Source organism: Pseudoalteromonas aurantia 208, from assembly GCF_014858725.1.
Lineage (GTDB): Bacteria > Pseudomonadota > Gammaproteobacteria > Enterobacterales > Alteromonadaceae > Pseudoalteromonas > Pseudoalteromonas aurantia.
Map to the genome: position 1 here is coordinate 331,612 of NZ_AQGV01000012.1, position 18,111 is coordinate 349,722.

Consider the following 18,111-nt stretch of genomic DNA (forward strand, 5'->3'; position numbering starts at 1 on the left):
ATGTAAGGTGTAATTTAATTCACATCGGAGTCTATTTTTGGAACCTTAAGCCACATTTGTTTTTATTTATATAAATTATTGGCTTACATTTTTATTTAAAAAAAGACTAAAGGATTTTGAGACCCATCCGATAACTTAAGTAACCAAGCTGGAGAGATAAAAAACATCAAAGGCTTAAAGTTATAAGTTTGAGAGTAAACACAAAGTTTACATTGGGAGAAATATCATGGCACTTTATGTAAATACTAACGTAAGTTCATTGAACGCACAAAGACAGTTAAATAACTCAGGTAACGCGCTTGACGTATCATTTAAGCGTTTATCATCAGGCTTTCGTATCAACAGTGCAGCTGATGATGCAGCAGGTCTACAAATTTCAGACCGTTTAACATCACAAATTAACGGCTTAAATCAGGGTAACCGAAACGCAAATGACGGTATCTCATTAGCTCAAACAGCTGAAGGTGCGATGGACGAAGTAACATCGATGTTCCAACGAGTTCGTACTCTAGCGCAACAAGCAGCGAATGGGTCAAATACAGACGAAGATAGATTGGCGATTCAAGAAGAGATTCGTTCTCTTTCAGCAGAGGTGAATCGAGTCGCTCAAGATACTACGTTTGGTGGTCAAAACTTATTAGATGGTACGTATGAAGCAAGTTTCCAAGTAGGTGCTGATGCAGTTCAAACCATTGGGTTTAGTATGCAAACGGTAGGTTCGACAGCAAATGGTGCAAACTCTTTAAGTGCAAGTGGTGGTTTTACACTGTCAGGAATAGCGAGTGTAGCTAGCTCGGTTACAGGTACGGCAGGTACATCGTTGGCTTCGTTGAGCGATTTAAGTTCAGTTGGTAGTAGTGCGGTTGTAGGTAGTTCATTTACTTACACCGGCGTGTTCCAAGAAAATGGCATTAGCGTATCAAGTCAATCGAATGCACAACGTGTAATGGCAGGAATGGATGCACTAATCGCAGTAGTTGATAAGAAAAGAGCAGAGTTAGGTGCGGTTCAAAACCGATTCCAGTCAACAATTCGAAATCAATCAAATGTATCTGAGAATTTATCAGCAGCGAAATCACGAATTAAAGATACTGACTTTGCTCAAGAAACAGCTAGCTTAACTAAAATGCAGATTTTACAACAGGCGAGCCAGACCATTTTGAGTCAAGCGAATCAACGTCCTCAAGCAGCGCTGAGCTTATTAGGATAATAATTGGGAAGTATAAAGGGTAGGTGTCCGTACCTGATGGGGTATTAGTACGGACACCGAACTGGATAACAAAGCGGAGGAGCTTCAAATCCAATAGCGTTCATCATTTTCAATGAACAAGTATTTATAAGCATAAGCTATGCCAATGTTTATGCTAATTTATTGACATACACTCTCAAACAAATCTAAAAAAGGGCCTAATGGCCCTTTTTTTATTTAAAAAAGTCTTAACACTCGGTGCATATTAACGTTTTTCTGCTTTAGGCTAGATGTTCAAGCTGAATTTAAAGTGTGGAGAATAATCTAATGTTTTGATCTGCGCTTTGAATAACTCATAACGGCAAGAAATCGACAGTGACGGTATTTCAATGACTCACCTATCTATTTAGTGCCTTTTGTTCAGTTTTAGCGCTATTCTATTGCTTAAATCCGAATCAACTCTGGCTTTTGACATACACTACGCAGTTTTATGCTCGATATTGACGCTGAGCATATTCTATATAGCTCTACTTCCATATCCTTTTTGCTCTTCAGAATAAATTCCTGATGATCGGCCTTTATTAATAAAGCGCATGAACATTGAATGTTCTTATATTCAACTATTGGCCTAGTATTTGCTTTATCTATCACAGAGAGTGAAAAAGTAATGCAAATGGCAGTTTTTTGCCCCTTCGGCAAATAGCTTTGACGATAAAAATTGCCACTTTTGTATTGATAGATTTTAGACCCATTCAAATGGGTCTTGACTAGAAATAGAGAGAATGAGTTATGGCTTTATTTGTAAATACTAACGTAAGTGCTTTGAACGCGCAGCGTCAATTAACAAACTCAGGTAATGAGTTAGATACGTCTTTTAAACGTCTATCGTCTGGCTTAAGAATCAATAGTGCGGCGGATGATGCTGCCGGCCTCCAAATTTCGGACCGTCTACAATCTCAGATTTTGGGGTTAGGGCAAGGTAACCGAAATGCAAATGACGGTATCTCATTGGCACAGACTGCTGAAGGTGCGATGGAAGAAACAACACAGATGTTTCAACGTATCAGAACATTGTCTCAGCAAGCAGCAAACGGTTCAAACACGGATGAAGATAGATTGGCAATTCAAGAAGAAATCCGTCAGCTCGCTTCCGAAGCAAACCGAGTCGCAAGTGATACGACTTTTGGTGGACAAAATCTTCTAGATGGTTCATATGCAGCAAGTTTTCAGGTGGGTGCCGATGCAGTACAGACCATTGGTTTTAGTATGCAGCAAGTTGGAGGAGATACTGCATTAGCTGATAATGGTGGTTTTACATTATCTGGTATTGCAAGTGTCGCAAGTTCTGTTTCAGGAACTGCTGGTACTTCTATCGCTTCTCTTGCAACTCTAAGCTCTATCGGCAGTAGTACAATCGTGGGTAGCTCGTTTACTTACGCAGGGGTATTTCAAGCGGGTTCAATTAGCGTATCAACGCAATCAAACGCGCAACGTGTATTTGCGGGTATGGATGCATTGATAGCCGTTGTTGATAAAAAACGTGCTGAGCTGGGTGCAGTTCAAAATAGATTCCAATCAACAATACGAAATCAAGCGAATATATCGGAAAACTTATCATCTGCAAAATCAAGAATAAAAGATGCAGATTTTGCTCTTGAAACGGCTAAATTGACAAAGAATCAGATTTTACAGCAAGCCAGTCAAACAATTTTAGGTCAAGCAAATCAAAGGCCTCAAGCTGCATTGAGCCTGCTACAAGGGTAACCAGGAAAATAATTACAAATAAAAGTTAAAGCTTTCGCTACAGATGTCGATACGAACTTAGAGAACTATAAATCTAGGACTCTAAGCGCCAAGGTTACAGGGTAGGGGTATCCCGTATCCTTGGAAAAACGATAAAGCGGAGGCTAATATGGCTATTTATGTAAATACTAATGTGAGTTCATTGAACGCACAGAGACAGTTGAGTAATTCGGCGAGTTCTTTGGATAGTTCTTTTCAAAGATTATCGTCAGGTTTTCGTATCAATAGTTCGAAAGATGATGCTGCAGGTTTGCAAATTTCGAACAGGCTAACAAGTCAAATTAATGGCTTGCAGCAAGGGGTACGAAATGCGAATGATGGGATATCACTTGCTCAAACTGCAGAGGGTGCAATGGACGAAGTAACGTCGATGTTTCAGCGTATTCGTACACTTGCTCAGCAAGCATCTAATGGTTCAAATACAGATGAAGACCGTTTAGCGGTACAAGAAGAAATTCGTTCACTTTCATCTGAAGTGAATCGAGTAGCAGAAGATACAACTTTTGGTGGTCAAAACTTACTTGATGGTACGTATGAAGCAAGTTTCCAAGTAGGTGCTGATGCAGTTCAAACCATTGGGTTTAGTATGCAAACGGTAGGTTCGACAGCAAATGGTGCAAACTCTTTAAGTGCAAGTGGTGGTTTTACACTGTCAGGAATAGCGAGTGTAGCTAGCTCTGTCACAGGTACGGCAGGTACAGCGTTGGCTTCGTTGAGCGATTTAAGTTCAGTTGGTAGTAGTGCGGTTGTAGGTAGTTCATTTACTTACACCGGCGTGTTCCAAGAAAATGGCATTAGCGTATCAAGTCAATCGAATGCACAACGTGTAATGGCAGGAATGGATGCACTAATCGCAGTAGTTGATAAGAAAAGAGCAGAGTTAGGTGCGGTTCAAAACCGATTCCAGTCAACAATTCGAAATCAATCAAATGTATCTGAGAACTTATCAGCGGCACAATCTCGTATTCGAGATACCGACTTTGCCGCTGAAACAGCAAATTTGACTAAAAAACAAATATTGCAACAGGCGAGTAGTTCTATACTTAGCCAAGCGAACCAACGTCCTCAAATCGCATTGTCATTACTGGGTTAAGGCCGATTTATACGCCCAATCCGGATGCGCAAAGTCCGGATTTGGCGTATGCTATAGTTATAGGAAGTACTCAGGAGGTTCATTATGAAAGATATTGATACTTCAAATATACCTGTCAATAATTTGACTTATGATACAACTGTTTTAGTAAGTAAGGTAGCAGTAGATAATGCGAAAAAAGAAGAGTCATCAGAAGTAGATGATAGCAAAAAATTGCAAAGTGAAAAACTTGACGACACCTCTAGTACGCAATTGAAGGATAATCTAGATAAAATAAATGAGATTATCCCTGTTAGCTCTACTAATCTTTCGTTTGAGTTCGATGAGGGGGGAGAGCCCCCGTTTATTAGAGTTATTGATAAAGACAACGACGAAGTTATTAGAGAAATTCCCTCTGAAAACTTTAGAGAAGTAGCTAAGGCATTGGATGAATTTGCCGATAAGTTAGCAAGTAAAGGGTTGTTGTTCAATAAAACAGTTTAATTTAGCAGTAAATTTGGAGGTGGCACATGCCGCTTATTACGTCAGCAGGTATTGGCTCAGGTTTAGATTTAGAGAGTATAATACGAGCTTCTGTGCAAGCCGAAAGCACGCCAAAAATAGATGCTTTTACGCGAAAGCAAGAGTCACTCAAAGTGGAGCTATCTGCGATCGGTGAGGTGAAAGCTGCAATCTCCAAATTAAATGACACCATCGAAAAGCTTGCTGATCCTGAGAATTTTGGGAAGCGCACAGCGACTATTAAGCAGCCAACTTCGGGTGATTTATTCAGCGTAACTCCTACCAAGGATATATCTGTTGGGAAGTTTGATATTGCGGTTAATCAACTGGCGCAAGGGAGTAGGGCCGTTAGTGCAGATAATGCCTTTTCATCCGTTGATGATGTCGTAACAGCTTCTGGCGGTACACTAACCTTTAAAGCCGGTGCAGATAAAACCTTCGATTTAACGTTAAGTGCTGGAGCTACGCTTGCTCAATTAAGAGATTCTATTAATGCAGCGACAGATAACTTTGGTGTAACGGCAAACATTGTTAACACGGGTGATCCATTAGTAGGCTCTAAGTTGGTTCTGACTTCAAGCGTTTCTGGTGACGGAAATGACTTAGTTATAACTAGTGATACGGCAGAACTTGACGCCGTAGAAACACATGATGCGGCCAGTAACCCCACAGGTGGAATGGTTATTGGCAGTGACGATAAAGCCAAAGACGCCATTATAACAGTTGATGGATTAGCGGTTAAGAGTACAAGCAACACCTTTAAAGATGCTGTACAAGATATGACTATTAACGTGTTGAAAGCTAGTGATGTTGATGGAACAGGAACGGCTGACACTGCACAACTTAATATCGATTATGATAAAGAGTCAGTGTCTACACTGGTAGATGAATTTATAGCAAACTACAATAATTTGATTGGTAACATAGGGTTTCAAACTCGTATTGGTAAACCATTAAATGGTGACTCCTCAATGAGGGGGCTAAAAGATCAACTCGTAAACACGATTGGAAAACCTTTGACCGATGCGGGGCCATTTGGATCAATTTTTGACATTGGTTTGACTGTAAATAAAGAAGGGTATTTAGAGAAATCTTCTTTAGTTCGTAGTATCAATGACGCAATGGACCAAAATTTTGATGATATTGGCAAGGCTTTTGCAGGGGATAATGGCGTTGCCAAAGATTTGGAAAAGTTACTTGGCAACTATATTGATTCTAGTGGTTTAATAAAGCAACGTGAAACATCATTAAATGGGCAACTTGATGACTTAAAAGATGATGTTGCAAATCACCAGTATAGGATGGAGTCATTTGAGGCCGGGTTAAGAAAGCAGTACGCTGGACTAGATGTTTTATTGGCTAATATGAAACAGACTCAGCAATATTTGGGTGCTCAGCTTGCAAATTTACCTGGTTTTACTAAGACTAAATAGATAGAGGCGGTTATGTACAACGCAAAAGTAAAGAATTATCAAAAAGAAGCCTTGAAAACTAGGGTTGCAGGTGCTGATAGATTTGAGATTATTCAAATGTTGATGTCTGGCGCAATTGAAAAGATGGTATTTGCCAAGGTTGCCATTGAAAAAAAGAATTTAGAGGCAAAGTCTGAACATTTGTCCAAGGCATCGGCGATCATTGATGGCTTAAGAGGCTGTTTAGACTTTGATGCGGGTGGAGAAGTAACAGAAAATCTCTACGCATTATACTCCTATATGATCGAACGACTTTTAGATGCCAGTATCAAAAATGATGTAGAAATTGTAGATGAAGTCTCAGGGTTACTAAAAGAAATTAAATCAGCTTGGGACGCGATCCCATTTGATGTTAGGCAAGCTACGCTAAACGCCAGCGATACTCATGCCGGATAATTACCAGTGCTTTTTGTTGAAAGTAAAGAGTATAAATGAACTTTTAGAATCAGACGAAATTGATAGTGCAATTAAAAAGGCCGATGAACTTTTTGATGAAGTACGTACTATCAAAGGCGTTTCAGACTTAACTGAAGAAGAGACCGGTGACCTTGTTGAGTTTTATGACTTATTAGAAGCAACAGTAGGCCAAATTGAGTTGAAAAAGCGAAAAATTAGTGAGTCTCTTCGAAATACGAGTGCGAGTCAAAAGGCCATTAAATTTTATAAGTCAATCTAATTAATCAGTGATATGAGTAGGATATGGTCGAGTTTAAAGACGCAGAAAGTCAACTACAACAAATAGAAAAAACTTTGCAAGCTTCAGTTGAAAAGAATGTTTTAGAAGAGAAGTTTATTGAAGAAGCAAATAATCAATATGAAATAAATTTGGTTGCGTTTAAAAAATACCTCCCCGAAATTTATGATAAATATATTAATTTTTCGCCGAAAGAAAGTTTTAACCTTTTTCTGAATGATAACGGCACCCCTAACTTAGTCGATTATGGTACAAACTGCCCCATTTATTCTGCAGATCCCATATCTCAGGTAAAAGATCAGGTAGAAAACGCGATAAAAAGTCCTGTATTTTCAAAAATAAGTTATCACTACCTGGAAAAGCTAGATAACCAATACGACTTCATTCACGTGGATTTAATTAAGTCAGCAGGAAAGGTATACAATAAAGCGCGCAACAGTCTTGAAGTGAATACAGAGTTAAGGGGTAAAGTGCCGAGCTCCGTGATTTTTGGTGTTGGTTTAGGGTATCATTTAAATGCTGTTTTAGATGCTGTGCCGAGTGAATATATAAATCTATTTGAACCTGAAGAGGATTACTTTTTTGCGAGTTTGTTTACTTTTGATTGGGCTAGTTATTTAAAAAAAATTGATGATAAAGGCCTCTCATTATATCTCAGCGTAGGTGTAGACGAGGAAGGCGTTTATAAAGAATTATACAGTAGAGCACAAGAGCAAGGCCCATTTACCATTTCAAATTCATGGTTCTTTCAGCATTATCCATCACTTTCAATTAATAACTTAATATTGAAGCTAAAAGACAATTTCCATGAATTCTTTATGGGGTGGGGGTTTATTGACGATGCATTTATGAGTTTGGCGCATAGTTGTGAAAATGTAAAACGTCAACTACCCATGTTTCGTGCTCGTTACGATGTAGAGAATCAATTTAAAGACTTTCCTGTTTTTATTGTCGCTAATGGACCATCTCTTGATAATGATATTGAATTTATTAAAAAGTTTAGAGACGACGTCATCGTTGTATCATGTAACTCAGCGAGTACGGCTTTAATAAAAAATGGGATTGTTCCTGATTTTCATGCTGCATTAGAACGATCTAGAGCAACCTACGATTTCTTAAAGGCATTTCTGCCAGAAGATGCCAGAAAACAAATGTCTCTATTGACAGTAAATGTGATGCATCAAGATGTTGCAAGTTTATTTTCGTGGGCTGGCGCGGCACTAAAAGGTCGAGAAGCGGGTACCAGTTTACATCAAGTAGCTGAAATATTTAGTCAAAGAGAGCCTAGCGCGACAATTCCATTTTGTAACCCTTTAGTCGGCAATATGGCGTTGAGTTATGTCGTTTCTTTAGGTTTTAAGAATATTTATATGTTCGGTGTAGACAATGGCTATGTTGATCCAGCGCATCATCACTCTAAATCAAGTATGTATTATAACTCTGAAGGTGACACTGTATATCAGCCATTGCAAATAGGCTCACAATTGAGGGTTCCAGGCAACTTTGGTAAAGAAGTTATTGCTGATCATTTTCTTTACTCAGGAAAAGTTCAAATGGAGCGGGTACTGCGAACCGCGCGTGCGCAGGGCGTAAGTTGCTTTAATTGTAGCGACGGTTCATTTGTAGAGGGTACAACGCCTTTGCGCTCTGATGATATTATACTGTCCAGCAACACCCGACGAAGAGAAAATGTAATTGATTATATCAAATCAGAGTTATTTTACACACCAGACAAGGACTTTGATTTAGAAGAGTATTTAGATTTTGAAGGCTTTGAAAAGTTATGCTCAACAATGATCGAGATCTTATCTGAGCCGGTATCGGTCAGAAGTGAAGCTTTCGAGCAAGTAATGAAACAAATTCGATTATTAATGTCACTTAAGGAAACTCAATTTAGCCATCATTTTATGGTACTAGAAGGTGAAGCTTTATATTTAAACTCAATAATAATCAATATGTTATTTAACTATGGAGATGATGAATCGATTATGCCTTTTTACCAAGAATTGAAAGGTGTGTGGTGTGACTTTTTAGAGGACGCGCCAAGTTTGTATAGGAAGAATTGGAATAAAGCCAGCGATCATGTATTTGAAGTTTAATTCATAGGAATATGTGTCATGCATAAACAGAAAGTAGTGATTGTTGGGGGAGGGATTTCAGGTTTGTTTGCAGCTAATAAATTGGCTGCATATGACCAGTTTGACATTACATTGATTGAGTCAAGTGACCGGTGTGGAGGCCTGCTAAATGCTTACCGTTCGGAACAGGGAGTGCTGTATGATCAAGGTACGCATTTAGCTTCAAAAACAGGGATCGCACATATTGATAAGATTCTTTTCGGCGAGGGTAAACTAGCTAAGCACTGGCATGAATTTTCATATCTAAATTCAGGAAACTACTTTTCCGGGCAATGGAATTTAAAGACACAAGTTGTTGATATTAGATCACTACCTACGGAGTGTTATCAGAAATGTGTTGGTGAGCTGTTAACGTCAGTCAGTGATATGACAACAGAAGATTATCGTACATTTATTCGCTCTCATGTTGGGAGTTACTTGTCTGACAAACTGTTTACTCCATCTGTCAAAAAGTTATATGGTGATGAGGTTGACTTTACTCATTTGAAACCAAAAGTGGGTTATTTTGGTTTAAACCGTGTCGTTGCGTTTGATGATGAAACATCTGAAGTATTAAAAAGCATTCCTAAATATGATGAAAAGTTGGCATTCTCGTCTAGTAAATACTTTGCTGAAAAAATGAATATCACAGAGTCATATTTATATCCAAAAAGTGAATTAGGAATACAGTTTTGGACTGATAGTCTACTTAATAGCGCCGTCAATAAAGGAGTTAAGGTTAAGACGTCCTCCCAAATAACTCATTTAAATGTTCAGCAAGCTAATGTGACGAAAGTGGAGTTAAAAGGCGGGGAAAGCCTCGATTGCGAATATGTTATTTGGACTGCGCCACCATTTTTGGCTTTAAGGCTTGCAAATATAGCGTTTACGTCAACGTATCGGCCTGTACTTAGAACCGCCAATCTTTTCCATTTTTCGTTTAACCGACCTATTTTAAATTCTCAAAATCACTATGTGTGGAATTGGGATGAGTCGTTCAAATCATTCAGAATTACATTGTATGACAATATTGCTGGTAGGGCTGAGAAAGGCAGCCGGTTAACTCTTGAAATATTATCCAATGAGGAACAAAGTGAATTATTGTGTTATGAGCGTGCGCTCGAGGAGTTAAAAGAGTTAGGGTTAATAGACAATAGCCATATTGTCATCGATCAAGCAAGACAGACAATTCCTAATACTTTCCCGGTTCCAACTAAGCAGTTAGATAATACAGTTAAAGAGGTGGGTGAGTTGTTAAGGCTGTCTCTCAAAAATGTTATTTTTGCTGGTCGGCATAGTTCAACTGCGTGGTTACAAACTGATGTGATTAAGTCGATAGACAAACAAATTGAAGAAATATTTTTTTAACGGAGTGGTTATGGGTTTTTCAAAAGAGTGGGATGAGCTATACAGAAACAATCGTCATATGTCGATTTGGCCGTGGAGTCAGCTTGTTAGTTTATGTTTGCGGCACACCCCATTGGCTTCGTGTGATAGAGAGTTCAGAGTATTAGAAGTAGGGTGTGGGGCGGGTGCAAATCTTCCTTTCTTTCAAACTTATACTGATAAAGTTTCAGCTTTAGATGGTAGTGAACATATTGTTTCACTTTTGAAAAATAGGTTTTCTGAGTTTGCTGATAATATTAAAGTAGCTGATTTCACAAAACTATTGCCATTTGAGAGTAAATTTAACTTAATTGTTGATAGAGGTGCATCTGTACATAATGATACAGCTTCTATAGAAGCGTATTTAGATTTGGCATATAAACAATTAGAAGAAGGCGGTCACTTAATTATCACCGATTGGTTTAGCACTGAGCATGGTTATTTTGAATTGGGTATACCGCAAGAGAAAGATAGCTATACGCGCTCAGGTTATGATTCAGGCCCATTTTCGGGGGTCGGCAATGTTCACTTTTTTGATAGAGAACTTATTGTAAAGTTGACTCAGAAGTTCGGTCTTGTTCATTTAGAACACTCGATCACTCACGTAGATGGTATTGAGCAACAAGGAGCAGCTTGGAGCTTAGTTCTTCAAAAGTAAGTTGATGATAGATACACCACGCTTTTTCCTGAAAGAGTTACAGAAACAACATGCTACACCGCAGTATTTGTCATGGCTAAGAGGTGATGCCAGTCATTACTTAACCAATATTCAGACTGATTTAACTAGTCTAGAAGAGTATATTCATAAATCGCTCTCAGATACTAATACGCTACTGTTAGGGATTTTTGTTAAAAAGTCGAATTTACATATTGGAAATATAAAGTTTGAGTTTTTAGATCATGATAGAAAAATAGTTGAAATGGGAATTTTGATTGGCGAGCCAGCATTTCATGGTGTTGGCGTCGCAGGTGAAGTTATCAAAGCATTTTCAGAGTATACGATAAGAAAATACGGCACTAATTTAATGGTCCTAGGGGTCAGTAAACATAACAAGAATGCAATTTCTGCTTATAAAAAGCTAGGATTTAAACCTGAAAGCCGACCATTATCGAGTATCAATAGTAAAGATGGAATACTCATGTCTTGGAGTATGATAAGTGAATAAAAAAACAGTACCTTTTACTGCATTGGGATTGGAAATGCACCAATGGGCAAAAGAACTCTTTCCGATTTGCCGAAGTTTGACGGGTGATGGAGTAAGAGAAACATTATCTTACATTCAGAAGTTTGTTCCTGAGTTAGAAGTCCATTCAGTACCATCGGGTTCTATGGTGTTTGACTGGCAGGTTCCACAAGAGTGGAAGATTAGCGAAGCCTATATTTTAGCACCTGACGGTAGCAAAATTATTGATTACAAAGATCATAATTTACATGTGTTAAATTATTCAACTGCAGTTAATGAGATAATGCCTCTTAAAGAGTTACAACAGCACCTTTATTCTTTACCAGAACAGCCAGATGCAATTCCTTATGTTACTTCTTACTATGCGCCACGTTGGGGGTTTTGTTTAACGCAAAAGCAACGTGATAGTTTAAAATCAGGCAATTATAAAGTAGTGATAGATTCGGAACACTTTGATGGTGAATTAAACTATGGCGAATATTATCTCCCTGGTGAAAGTGACGAAGAGGTACTTATCTCGACTTATATTTGTCATCCATCGATGGCTAATAATGAACTTTCAGGGCCAGTTGTTACTATGGCATTAATTCAACAGTTGCAGCAGTGGAAAGGCAGAAAGTATAGCTATAGATTTGTTTTTGTACCGGAAACAATTGGCGCAATTGCATTTTTATCACAGCGTTTGAAAGAAATTAAACGTAGAATTATTGCGGGGTATGTGCTGACCTGTATCGGTGATGAACGGAATCACTCATATTTACAATCGCGGATGGAAAACACCCTTTCCGACAGGGCCGCAATGCATATGTTTGATTATTTCGCTCCTAATTACTGTTTGTATGATTATTTATCTCGAGGGAGTGACGAGAGGCAGTATTGCGCCCCTGGGGTAGACTTACCAATTGGTTCTATCATGCGAACTCGTTATGGCGACTATCCAGAATACCATACCTCTTTAGATGATTTAAATCTTGTTACGGCGAGTGGTTTAAGCGGTGGGTTAGAGTCAGTATATAAGGCAATTCAACTTATTGAAGCAAATGCATATTATAGTGTAACTGTTTTATGTGAACCTCAGTTGGGTAAAAGGGGATTGTACCCCACGTTGAGCAGTATGTCGCTGGATTATACCGATGTTAGAACATTAACGAACTTTATTACTTACTGTGATGGCAAACATGATCTAATTGCTATTGCTGAAAAAATTAAGGTGAATGCCCTAGAGTTATTACCAACCCTAAATCGACTGTTGAAGGAAGGGCTATTGGTGAAAGTAGAAGAAAATAATGTCGAAATTGAATAATTACAAAGTAGTAGCTACACAAATTGATGGGGATTGGGATATATTGGTAGAGTCCTCAAGTAGCGCTACTCCATTTGCTTTATCAAGCTTTGTTAATGCATTACATGGAAACTTTAGAGCGTTCTTATGTAAGAAAGGTGATGAGATTGTTGCTGGTTGTTTGATTGTATTAGATGATACTGAACACAATGTGGTAGGGCATGACCTAGTTGTACATGATGGGATATTTTTTCGGGAATTTGAGAAACTAAATCGAGCCCAAAAAAATTCCGAGCAGTTTAAGGCGCTACAATGTATCGCTGAATTTCTCGCTGAAGAATATAGTCACATAGATCTTACCCTTGCACCAATGCTGACGGATGTAAGGGCTTTTCAATGGGTGCATTATCATGATAATCAGCCTATGTATCAGGAATCCATTCGATATACTAGTTTTGTGGATATTAGAGAGTTTTTAGACAAAAAGCCGTTAGAGGACTTTACGTTATATCAGGACGCGTCAGTTTCGAGGCGTCAGGAAATAAGATATGGCTACCGCAAAGGGGTGAAAGTATTTGATAGTAATGATTTTGAAAGATTTATTTTGTTATATAAAAATACATTTGAACGGCAAAATATTGAATTGGAAAATGATTTGTTGATACAAATGTCAAAGCTATTGGTCAGTTTGTATAATGATAATCGTATACTTATGATATCCGCTTCTACAACGAATGATGAAGTGGGTAGTATGGCAGTGTTTTTGATGATGGCTGATAAAGCGTACTATTTGTTTGGAGCAAATGACTATGCGCTTAGAAATGCGCATACAGGGACTGCGGTATTGTGGCAAGCCTTTCCTTTTCTTGCAAAAAAAGGCATAGTAAGCTTAGACTTAGAAGGTGTTAATAGCCCTGACAGAGGATGGTTTAAAATGAGTTTTGGCGCAACAATTCAGCCATACATTAGTCTGACTTACCGAGCTGACAAAGACTAATCATCAGCTTATGAATGGATTCAACGGAATTATTTTGTGTCATCATTTTTACTCTGTACCGATTAAATCGCATTGCTTCTAAGTTGTTGATTACGTTGTGCAATTGAAAAGTATATCGAACAGACCTAAGCAACCCTATTTGTTCTAGGTAAAAAGGGCTTTCTTTATGATTACCAATTTGAATACTGAGGATTGGCTTATTTTGAAGGCTTGCTTCCAGTAACATAGTTGACGACATTCCGAGAACTATATCTGCGCTTTGAATTGATTCTTGGACAGATCTTTTTGAGCACAAACTAGCAAAATGATAGCTTTTAATGAGCCTATTATATCTTTGCTGCGATTCTCTAGGGTGTGGTCGAATGATCACTGAAAAGTGTTGCTGCTTTGCTTGCTTTGCAATTGATTGGCATAATGTTTTAATAATTGTTTGTTCCGTATAGCCATGGATTTTCTTACCTAATTTATGGCCATATACAGCTGTAATCGGCTCTGAGGCAAATAATATTGTTATTGCTTTTTTCTTTTGGGTTTTGTTTTTTACCGGCTTGCTCTTAAAGCTTTCATAATATGGTGAACCTAATGGGTGGATAATGTTTTCTGGTAGCCCCTCCTTTATCATTTGTAATTTTGCAGAACAATCCATGGTAACGATAGCTGTAGGAAGTATAAAGTCGTCAGTAGTGTAAGCTATGCATCCTTGATACGTTTCGTGTTGCTTTAAAAACCTTAATGCGTAGTTCATCCACTGATCTAAAATAGCGATGCTGGGAATTCCAAAATCTTTACATGCGCGCCAAAGGCTCCTGTTTGAATAGTCACGACCGGTTGTGTCGGTGAACACGACATTGGGCTTAATTGTCGCTAACAATTGCAGATAGGTTGTTTTAGAGTATTGGTCGTGCTTGTTTGTTAACAAGGTCACATTGATTTGAGGGAAGTTATGTTTTAAATGAGAACACGCAGCTTCCTTTGCAAAGCAAACAATGTTGGCCGTTTTAGAAAGTTCGTGTGCCAAGATGCCAATGGAATTTGCACCACCTGGATCTACAGCAAAAAGCAAAATAGTATGTTGATGACTCATAGTTTAATAAAGTGGTTTTTTATCAATTTATTGTGAGCGATAAGTTTTTAGAAATAAAGCCCTATGGTACTCTTCTTGCTTATTTCTCAATATTTTAATCTATGTGTCGATATATTTATTAACGACGTTAAATTTTGCCCAGAGGGAAAGTATGTCAGCAAAAAACAATTCAGGCGCTCAGTTATGGGAAAAAGCAAAAGATCTTATACCTGGAGGGAATCAATTACTTTCGAAACGTGCTGAGATGTTTTTACCAGAACAATGGCCGGCTTATTACAAACGTGCAAAAGGCTGTGAGGTTTGGGATTTAGATAATACCCATTATCTAGATTTTTCTATTATGGGTATAGGAACTTGTTCTTTAGGGTATGCGCATCCAGAAGTTACAACAGCTGTTGTAGAAGCTATTCAAGCTGGATCGATGAGCAGTTTGAATTGTTACGAAGAGGTAGAGTTAGCAGAAAAACTCACTGAGATACACCCTTGGTCTGATTGTGTTCGATTTACTAGGACAGGGGGGGAGTCATGCGCTCTTGCAATTCGAATTGCAAGATCATTTACAAGTAAAAATAAAGTTGCATTTTGTGGGTATCATGGTTGGCATGATTGGTATTTGGCCACAAATTTGGCTACTGGGGATCAACTGAAAGATCAGCTCTTACCAGGTTTAGCGCCAAGCGGTGTGCCTACTCAATTACATGACACCGCACTTCCTTTTAGAGAAGGAGATATTGATGGCTTTAAGCATATCATCTCTAAACACGGTGCCGATTTAGGGGTTGTAATGATGGAAGTCTTTCGACATGGAATGCCTGATATTAATTTTATTCAACAGGTGAGTCAGCTTTGCAAACAGCACAATATTGTACTTATTTTCGACGAAATTTCATCGGGCTTTAGGCTTAATGCTGGAGGAGCTCATTTATTATTTGGGATTGAGCCTGATATATGTATTTTGGGGAAAGCGATCGGAAATGGTCACCCAATAGGTGCTGTTATAGGTAAAAGGCGGATTATGGATGCCGCGCAAAAATCCTTTATAAGTAGTTCATACTGGACAGAAAGGGTTGGTTTTGTTGCAGCTTTAAAAACAATACAAATTTTTCAGCAATCGGACGTCTGCAAGGTGTTAAACAAAACGGGTTCGAAACTGAAATATGAAATGAGAAAAATCTGTGAGCAAGTTGGGTTTGACATCAAATTTATCGGTGTTGATAGTGTTCCTATACTTATTTTCCCTACAGATGATGCGCTAGCTTTGAAAACACTTTATACACAAGAGATGCTAAAGAGGGGAATATTAGCAGCAAATGTTATTTATGTTTCGGTAGCACATACTACTGAGCACTGTAATGTGTTTTTAGCTGCCTTCGAGGATGTAATTAAACAGCTAAAGCGCGCTCTTGAAGAAAGGACAATTCTAGAACAGCTAGACGGCCCTGTATGTCATAGCGGTTTTCAAAGGTTAAACTAAGATGAGTAAGACGGTTGCGTTTGTCCAAGCTAGAATGTCGTCATCGAGACTTCCAGGCAAAATTCTAAAATACCTTAATGGAAAAACAGTGGTAGAGCATTTAGTTATGAGGCTTAAACACTCAAAACTGCTGGATGATATTGTTGTACTTACATCTTCCAATTATGAAAATGACAGATTGTGTGAAGTACTCGACAAAGCAAGCATAAGGTATTTCAGGGGATCTGAAGAAGATGTATTAGGAAGGTTTATTGCCGCAAATAAAGTTATTGAAGCTGATAAAGTAGTTAGAATAACTGCAGACTCCCCTTTTATCTGCCCAGAGATAGTAGATAGTTTAATTCGGCGGAGTAATGAGGTAAATGCAGAGTATGGATACTTAAGCGAAAACTTTGCTGAAGGGGTAGATTGTGAAGTTATAAATGCGGGCGTTTTAACTCAGATTGGGCAATTAGCCTCATTGGCATCTGAACGTGAGCACGTTACGCTATATTTATTCAATCACCCTTCATATTGTGCAATGTTTGAATTACAAAACAGTACAGATGATAGCACGTTACGCTTTACACTCGATACACCAGAGGATTGGCGCGTTGTAACTAAAGTAGCAGAGTTTTTTGGAAAAAAGAGTACCGGAGTAAGCTATGAGGAAATAAAGTCTTACTTTAATACGCACCCAGAAGTATATGGTATTAATACTCATATTCAAAGGAATGAAGGATTAGCAATTTCTTTAAAAAAAGAGCACGTTTCAAATGATTAAACCAGCCACAATAAAAATTAATAACCGTATAATCGGTGGCGATTCACCTTGTTATATTATCGCTGAAATGTCAGCAAATCATGGCGGAGATATAGAAAAAGCAATTGCATTAATTCATGCTGCGCATAAAGCCGGTGCAGACGCTATAAAACTGCAAACATATACGGCGGATACCATTACTCTTGATTGTGATAAGCCTGACTTCTTGCTCCCTTCAGGTAATGCGTGGGAAGCTCACAGGTCTCTGTATTCTCTTTATAAAAAAGCTTATACCCCGTGGGAATGGCACGCGCAATTGTTTAAAGAGGCCAAAAGTTTAGGTTTAGATATATTTTCGAGCCCATTTGATAGGACTGCTGTTGATTTACTTGAATCATTAAACGTTCCTATCTATAAAGTCGCATCGCCTGAGATTACCGATGTTGGCTTGTTGGAATATATTGCTAAGACAGGAAAACCTGTAATTCTATCAACGGGAATTGCAAATTATGATGATATTGAATTAGCCGTAAACACACTTCAGAAGCACGGTTGCTCAGAGATTGCCATATTAAAGTGTACGACAGCATATCCGACACCATTAACGGAATGTAATTTAAGAACGATACCTGACTTAGCTAAGTCATTTAATTGTGTTGCTGGTATTTCCGACCACACAGAAGGAGTTGTAGCGCCGATGACGGCAGTTGCGTTAGGCGGGAAAATAATTGAAAAGCATTTCATAAATGATAATCAGGATGAGTCTGTTGATGCCTTCTTTTCACTAGATTCTGAAGCATTTTCAAACATGGTTCAGAATGTGAGAGACGTTGAGCAGTCGATGGGAAAAATAAATTATCAAATTACTGAATCAGCAAAGAAAAATATCTTAGCAAAACGGTCATTATACTTTTGCAATTCTATGCCTGCGGGCCATGTGTTGACAGAGAATGATATTCGTTCTGTAAGACCAGGTTTCGGTGCTCACCCGAAATATTTATCAAAATATATAGGTCAAACACTTGAGCAGGCAGTTGAATTTGGTGACCGTGTTCGCCGTGAAGCCGTCGTGGGAAAAATAGAGGAATAGTCT

General features: G+C 38.4%; 17 protein-coding genes. 16 read left to right on the plus strand and 1 reads right to left on the minus strand.

Annotated elements, in window-relative coordinates; translation table 11 throughout:
* Window positions 1-226: 226 nt before the first annotated feature.
* The 13 genes from PAUR_RS05570 to PAUR_RS05630 all read left to right on the plus strand — a co-directional run bounded on the left by PAUR_RS05570 (window position 227) and on the right by PAUR_RS05630 (window position 13,718).
* Entirely contained in the window at window positions 227-1,210 is a 984-nt protein-coding gene (locus PAUR_RS05570) for a flagellin N-terminal helical domain-containing protein (protein WP_192506817.1), read from the plus strand.
* Window positions 1,211-1,978: 768 nt separating this feature from the next.
* Window positions 1,979-2,953 carry a flagellin N-terminal helical domain-containing protein gene (locus PAUR_RS05575; RefSeq protein ID WP_192506818.1) on the plus strand — a complete coding sequence of 325 codons (975 nt, stop codon included), beginning with the start codon at window positions 1,979-1,981 and terminating at the stop codon, window positions 2,951-2,953.
* 148 nt (window positions 2,954-3,101) lie between these two features.
* On the plus strand, window positions 3,102-4,085 hold the full coding sequence (locus tag PAUR_RS05580; RefSeq protein WP_192506819.1) for a flagellin N-terminal helical domain-containing protein: 984 nt from the start codon (window positions 3,102-3,104) through the stop codon (window positions 4,083-4,085).
* An 84-nt stretch (window positions 4,086-4,169) separates the two neighbouring features.
* On the plus strand, window positions 4,170-4,568 hold the full coding sequence (locus tag PAUR_RS05585; RefSeq protein WP_192506820.1) for a flagellar protein FlaG: 399 nt from the start codon (window positions 4,170-4,172) through the stop codon (window positions 4,566-4,568).
* A 26-nt stretch (window positions 4,569-4,594) separates the two neighbouring features.
* A complete protein-coding gene (fliD, locus tag PAUR_RS05590) occupies window positions 4,595-6,019 on the plus strand; it encodes a flagellar filament capping protein FliD (RefSeq protein WP_192506821.1) in 1,425 nt (474 codons plus the stop codon).
* Window positions 6,020-6,031: 12 nt separating this feature from the next.
* Window positions 6,032-6,454: a flagellar export chaperone FliS gene (gene fliS / locus PAUR_RS05595; protein WP_192506822.1), complete on the plus strand. Its 423-nt coding sequence runs from the start codon at window positions 6,032-6,034 to the stop codon at window positions 6,452-6,454.
* Complete coding sequence (locus PAUR_RS05600) at window positions 6,444-6,734, plus strand: hypothetical protein (RefSeq protein WP_192506823.1); 291 nt, start codon at window positions 6,444-6,446, stop codon at window positions 6,732-6,734. The genes fliS and PAUR_RS05600 overlap by 11 nt, the downstream gene beginning before the upstream one ends.
* A 23-nt stretch (window positions 6,735-6,757) precedes the next feature.
* The gene (locus PAUR_RS05605) at window positions 6,758-8,851 is read left to right on the plus strand and encodes a motility associated factor glycosyltransferase family protein (RefSeq protein WP_192506824.1); all 2,094 of its coding nucleotides are present in this window, start codon (window positions 6,758-6,760) and stop codon (window positions 8,849-8,851) included.
* A gap of 18 nt (window positions 8,852-8,869) precedes the next feature.
* Window positions 8,870-10,237, plus strand: a complete 1,368-nt coding sequence (locus PAUR_RS05610; protein ID WP_192506825.1) for an FAD-dependent oxidoreductase — start codon at window positions 8,870-8,872, stop codon at window positions 10,235-10,237.
* A gap of 10 nt (window positions 10,238-10,247) precedes the next feature.
* Entirely contained in the window at window positions 10,248-10,913 is a 666-nt protein-coding gene (locus PAUR_RS05615) for a class I SAM-dependent methyltransferase (RefSeq protein WP_192506826.1), read from the plus strand.
* Between the two features lie 4 nt (window positions 10,914-10,917).
* A complete protein-coding gene (locus PAUR_RS05620) occupies window positions 10,918-11,421 on the plus strand; it encodes a GNAT family N-acetyltransferase (protein WP_192506827.1) in 504 nt (167 codons plus the stop codon).
* Complete coding sequence (locus tag PAUR_RS05625; RefSeq protein WP_318782598.1) at window positions 11,414-12,742, plus strand: DUF4910 domain-containing protein; 1,329 nt, start codon at window positions 11,414-11,416, stop codon at window positions 12,740-12,742. Before PAUR_RS05620 ends, PAUR_RS05625 begins: the two co-directional genes overlap by 8 nt.
* A complete protein-coding gene (locus PAUR_RS05630) occupies window positions 12,726-13,718 on the plus strand; it encodes a GNAT family N-acetyltransferase (RefSeq protein WP_192506828.1) in 993 nt (330 codons plus the stop codon). The genes PAUR_RS05625 and PAUR_RS05630 overlap by 17 nt, the downstream gene beginning before the upstream one ends.
* Here PAUR_RS05630 and PAUR_RS05635 read toward each other — a convergent pair.
* Window positions 13,687-14,781 carry a glycosyltransferase family protein gene (locus PAUR_RS05635; protein ID WP_192506829.1) on the minus strand — a complete coding sequence of 365 codons (1,095 nt, stop codon included), beginning with the start codon at window positions 14,779-14,781 and terminating at the stop codon, window positions 13,687-13,689. The genes PAUR_RS05630 and PAUR_RS05635 overlap by 32 nt on opposite strands.
* A 172-nt stretch (window positions 14,782-14,953) precedes the next feature.
* Between PAUR_RS05635 and PAUR_RS05640 the strand changes: the two genes are divergently transcribed.
* From PAUR_RS05640 to pseI, 3 genes are read left to right on the plus strand one after another with little or no spacing between them, the layout of a single operon-like run.
* Window positions 14,954-16,276 (plus strand): aminotransferase class III-fold pyridoxal phosphate-dependent enzyme, encoded by a 1,323-nt coding sequence (locus PAUR_RS05640; RefSeq protein ID WP_192506830.1) that lies wholly within the window; start codon window positions 14,954-14,956, stop codon window positions 16,274-16,276.
* Window position 16,277: 1 nt separating this feature from the next.
* On the plus strand, window positions 16,278-17,039 hold the full coding sequence (locus PAUR_RS05645) for a cytidylyltransferase domain-containing protein (RefSeq protein ID WP_192506831.1): 762 nt from the start codon (window positions 16,278-16,280) through the stop codon (window positions 17,037-17,039).
* Window positions 17,032-18,108, plus strand: coding sequence for a pseudaminic acid synthase (gene pseI, locus PAUR_RS05650; RefSeq protein WP_225738294.1), 1,077 nt, complete (start codon window positions 17,032-17,034; stop codon window positions 18,106-18,108). Before PAUR_RS05645 ends, pseI begins: the two co-directional genes overlap by 8 nt.
* The last annotated feature ends 3 nt before the right edge of the window (window positions 18,109-18,111 follow it).

Coding starts and splice junctions, on each gene's coding strand:
- PAUR_RS05600 (WP_192506823.1), top strand. CDS start 6,444: ATGCCGGATAATTACCAGTGCTTTTTGTTGAAAGTAAAGAGTATAAAT.
- PAUR_RS05605 (WP_192506824.1), top strand. CDS start 6,758: ATGGTCGAGTTTAAAGACGCAGAAAGTCAACTACAACAAATAGAAAAA.
- fliD (WP_192506821.1), top strand. CDS start 4,595: ATGCCGCTTATTACGTCAGCAGGTATTGGCTCAGGTTTAGATTTAGAG.
- PAUR_RS05640 (WP_192506830.1), top strand. CDS start 14,954: ATGTCAGCAAAAAACAATTCAGGCGCTCAGTTATGGGAAAAAGCAAAA.
- PAUR_RS05575 (WP_192506818.1), top strand. CDS start 1,979: ATGGCTTTATTTGTAAATACTAACGTAAGTGCTTTGAACGCGCAGCGT.
- PAUR_RS05570 (WP_192506817.1), top strand. CDS start 227: ATGGCACTTTATGTAAATACTAACGTAAGTTCATTGAACGCACAAAGA.
- PAUR_RS05630 (WP_192506828.1), top strand. CDS start 12,726: ATGTCGAAATTGAATAATTACAAAGTAGTAGCTACACAAATTGATGGG.
- fliS (WP_192506822.1), top strand. CDS start 6,032: ATGTACAACGCAAAAGTAAAGAATTATCAAAAAGAAGCCTTGAAAACT.
- PAUR_RS05615 (WP_192506826.1), top strand. CDS start 10,248: ATGGGTTTTTCAAAAGAGTGGGATGAGCTATACAGAAACAATCGTCAT.
- PAUR_RS05610 (WP_192506825.1), top strand. CDS start 8,870: ATGCATAAACAGAAAGTAGTGATTGTTGGGGGAGGGATTTCAGGTTTG.
- pseI (WP_225738294.1), top strand. CDS start 17,032: ATGATTAAACCAGCCACAATAAAAATTAATAACCGTATAATCGGTGGC.
- PAUR_RS05645 (WP_192506831.1), top strand. CDS start 16,278: ATGAGTAAGACGGTTGCGTTTGTCCAAGCTAGAATGTCGTCATCGAGA.
- PAUR_RS05580 (WP_192506819.1), top strand. CDS start 3,102: ATGGCTATTTATGTAAATACTAATGTGAGTTCATTGAACGCACAGAGA.
- PAUR_RS05585 (WP_192506820.1), top strand. CDS start 4,170: ATGAAAGATATTGATACTTCAAATATACCTGTCAATAATTTGACTTAT.
- PAUR_RS05620 (WP_192506827.1), top strand. CDS start 10,918: ATGATAGATACACCACGCTTTTTCCTGAAAGAGTTACAGAAACAACAT.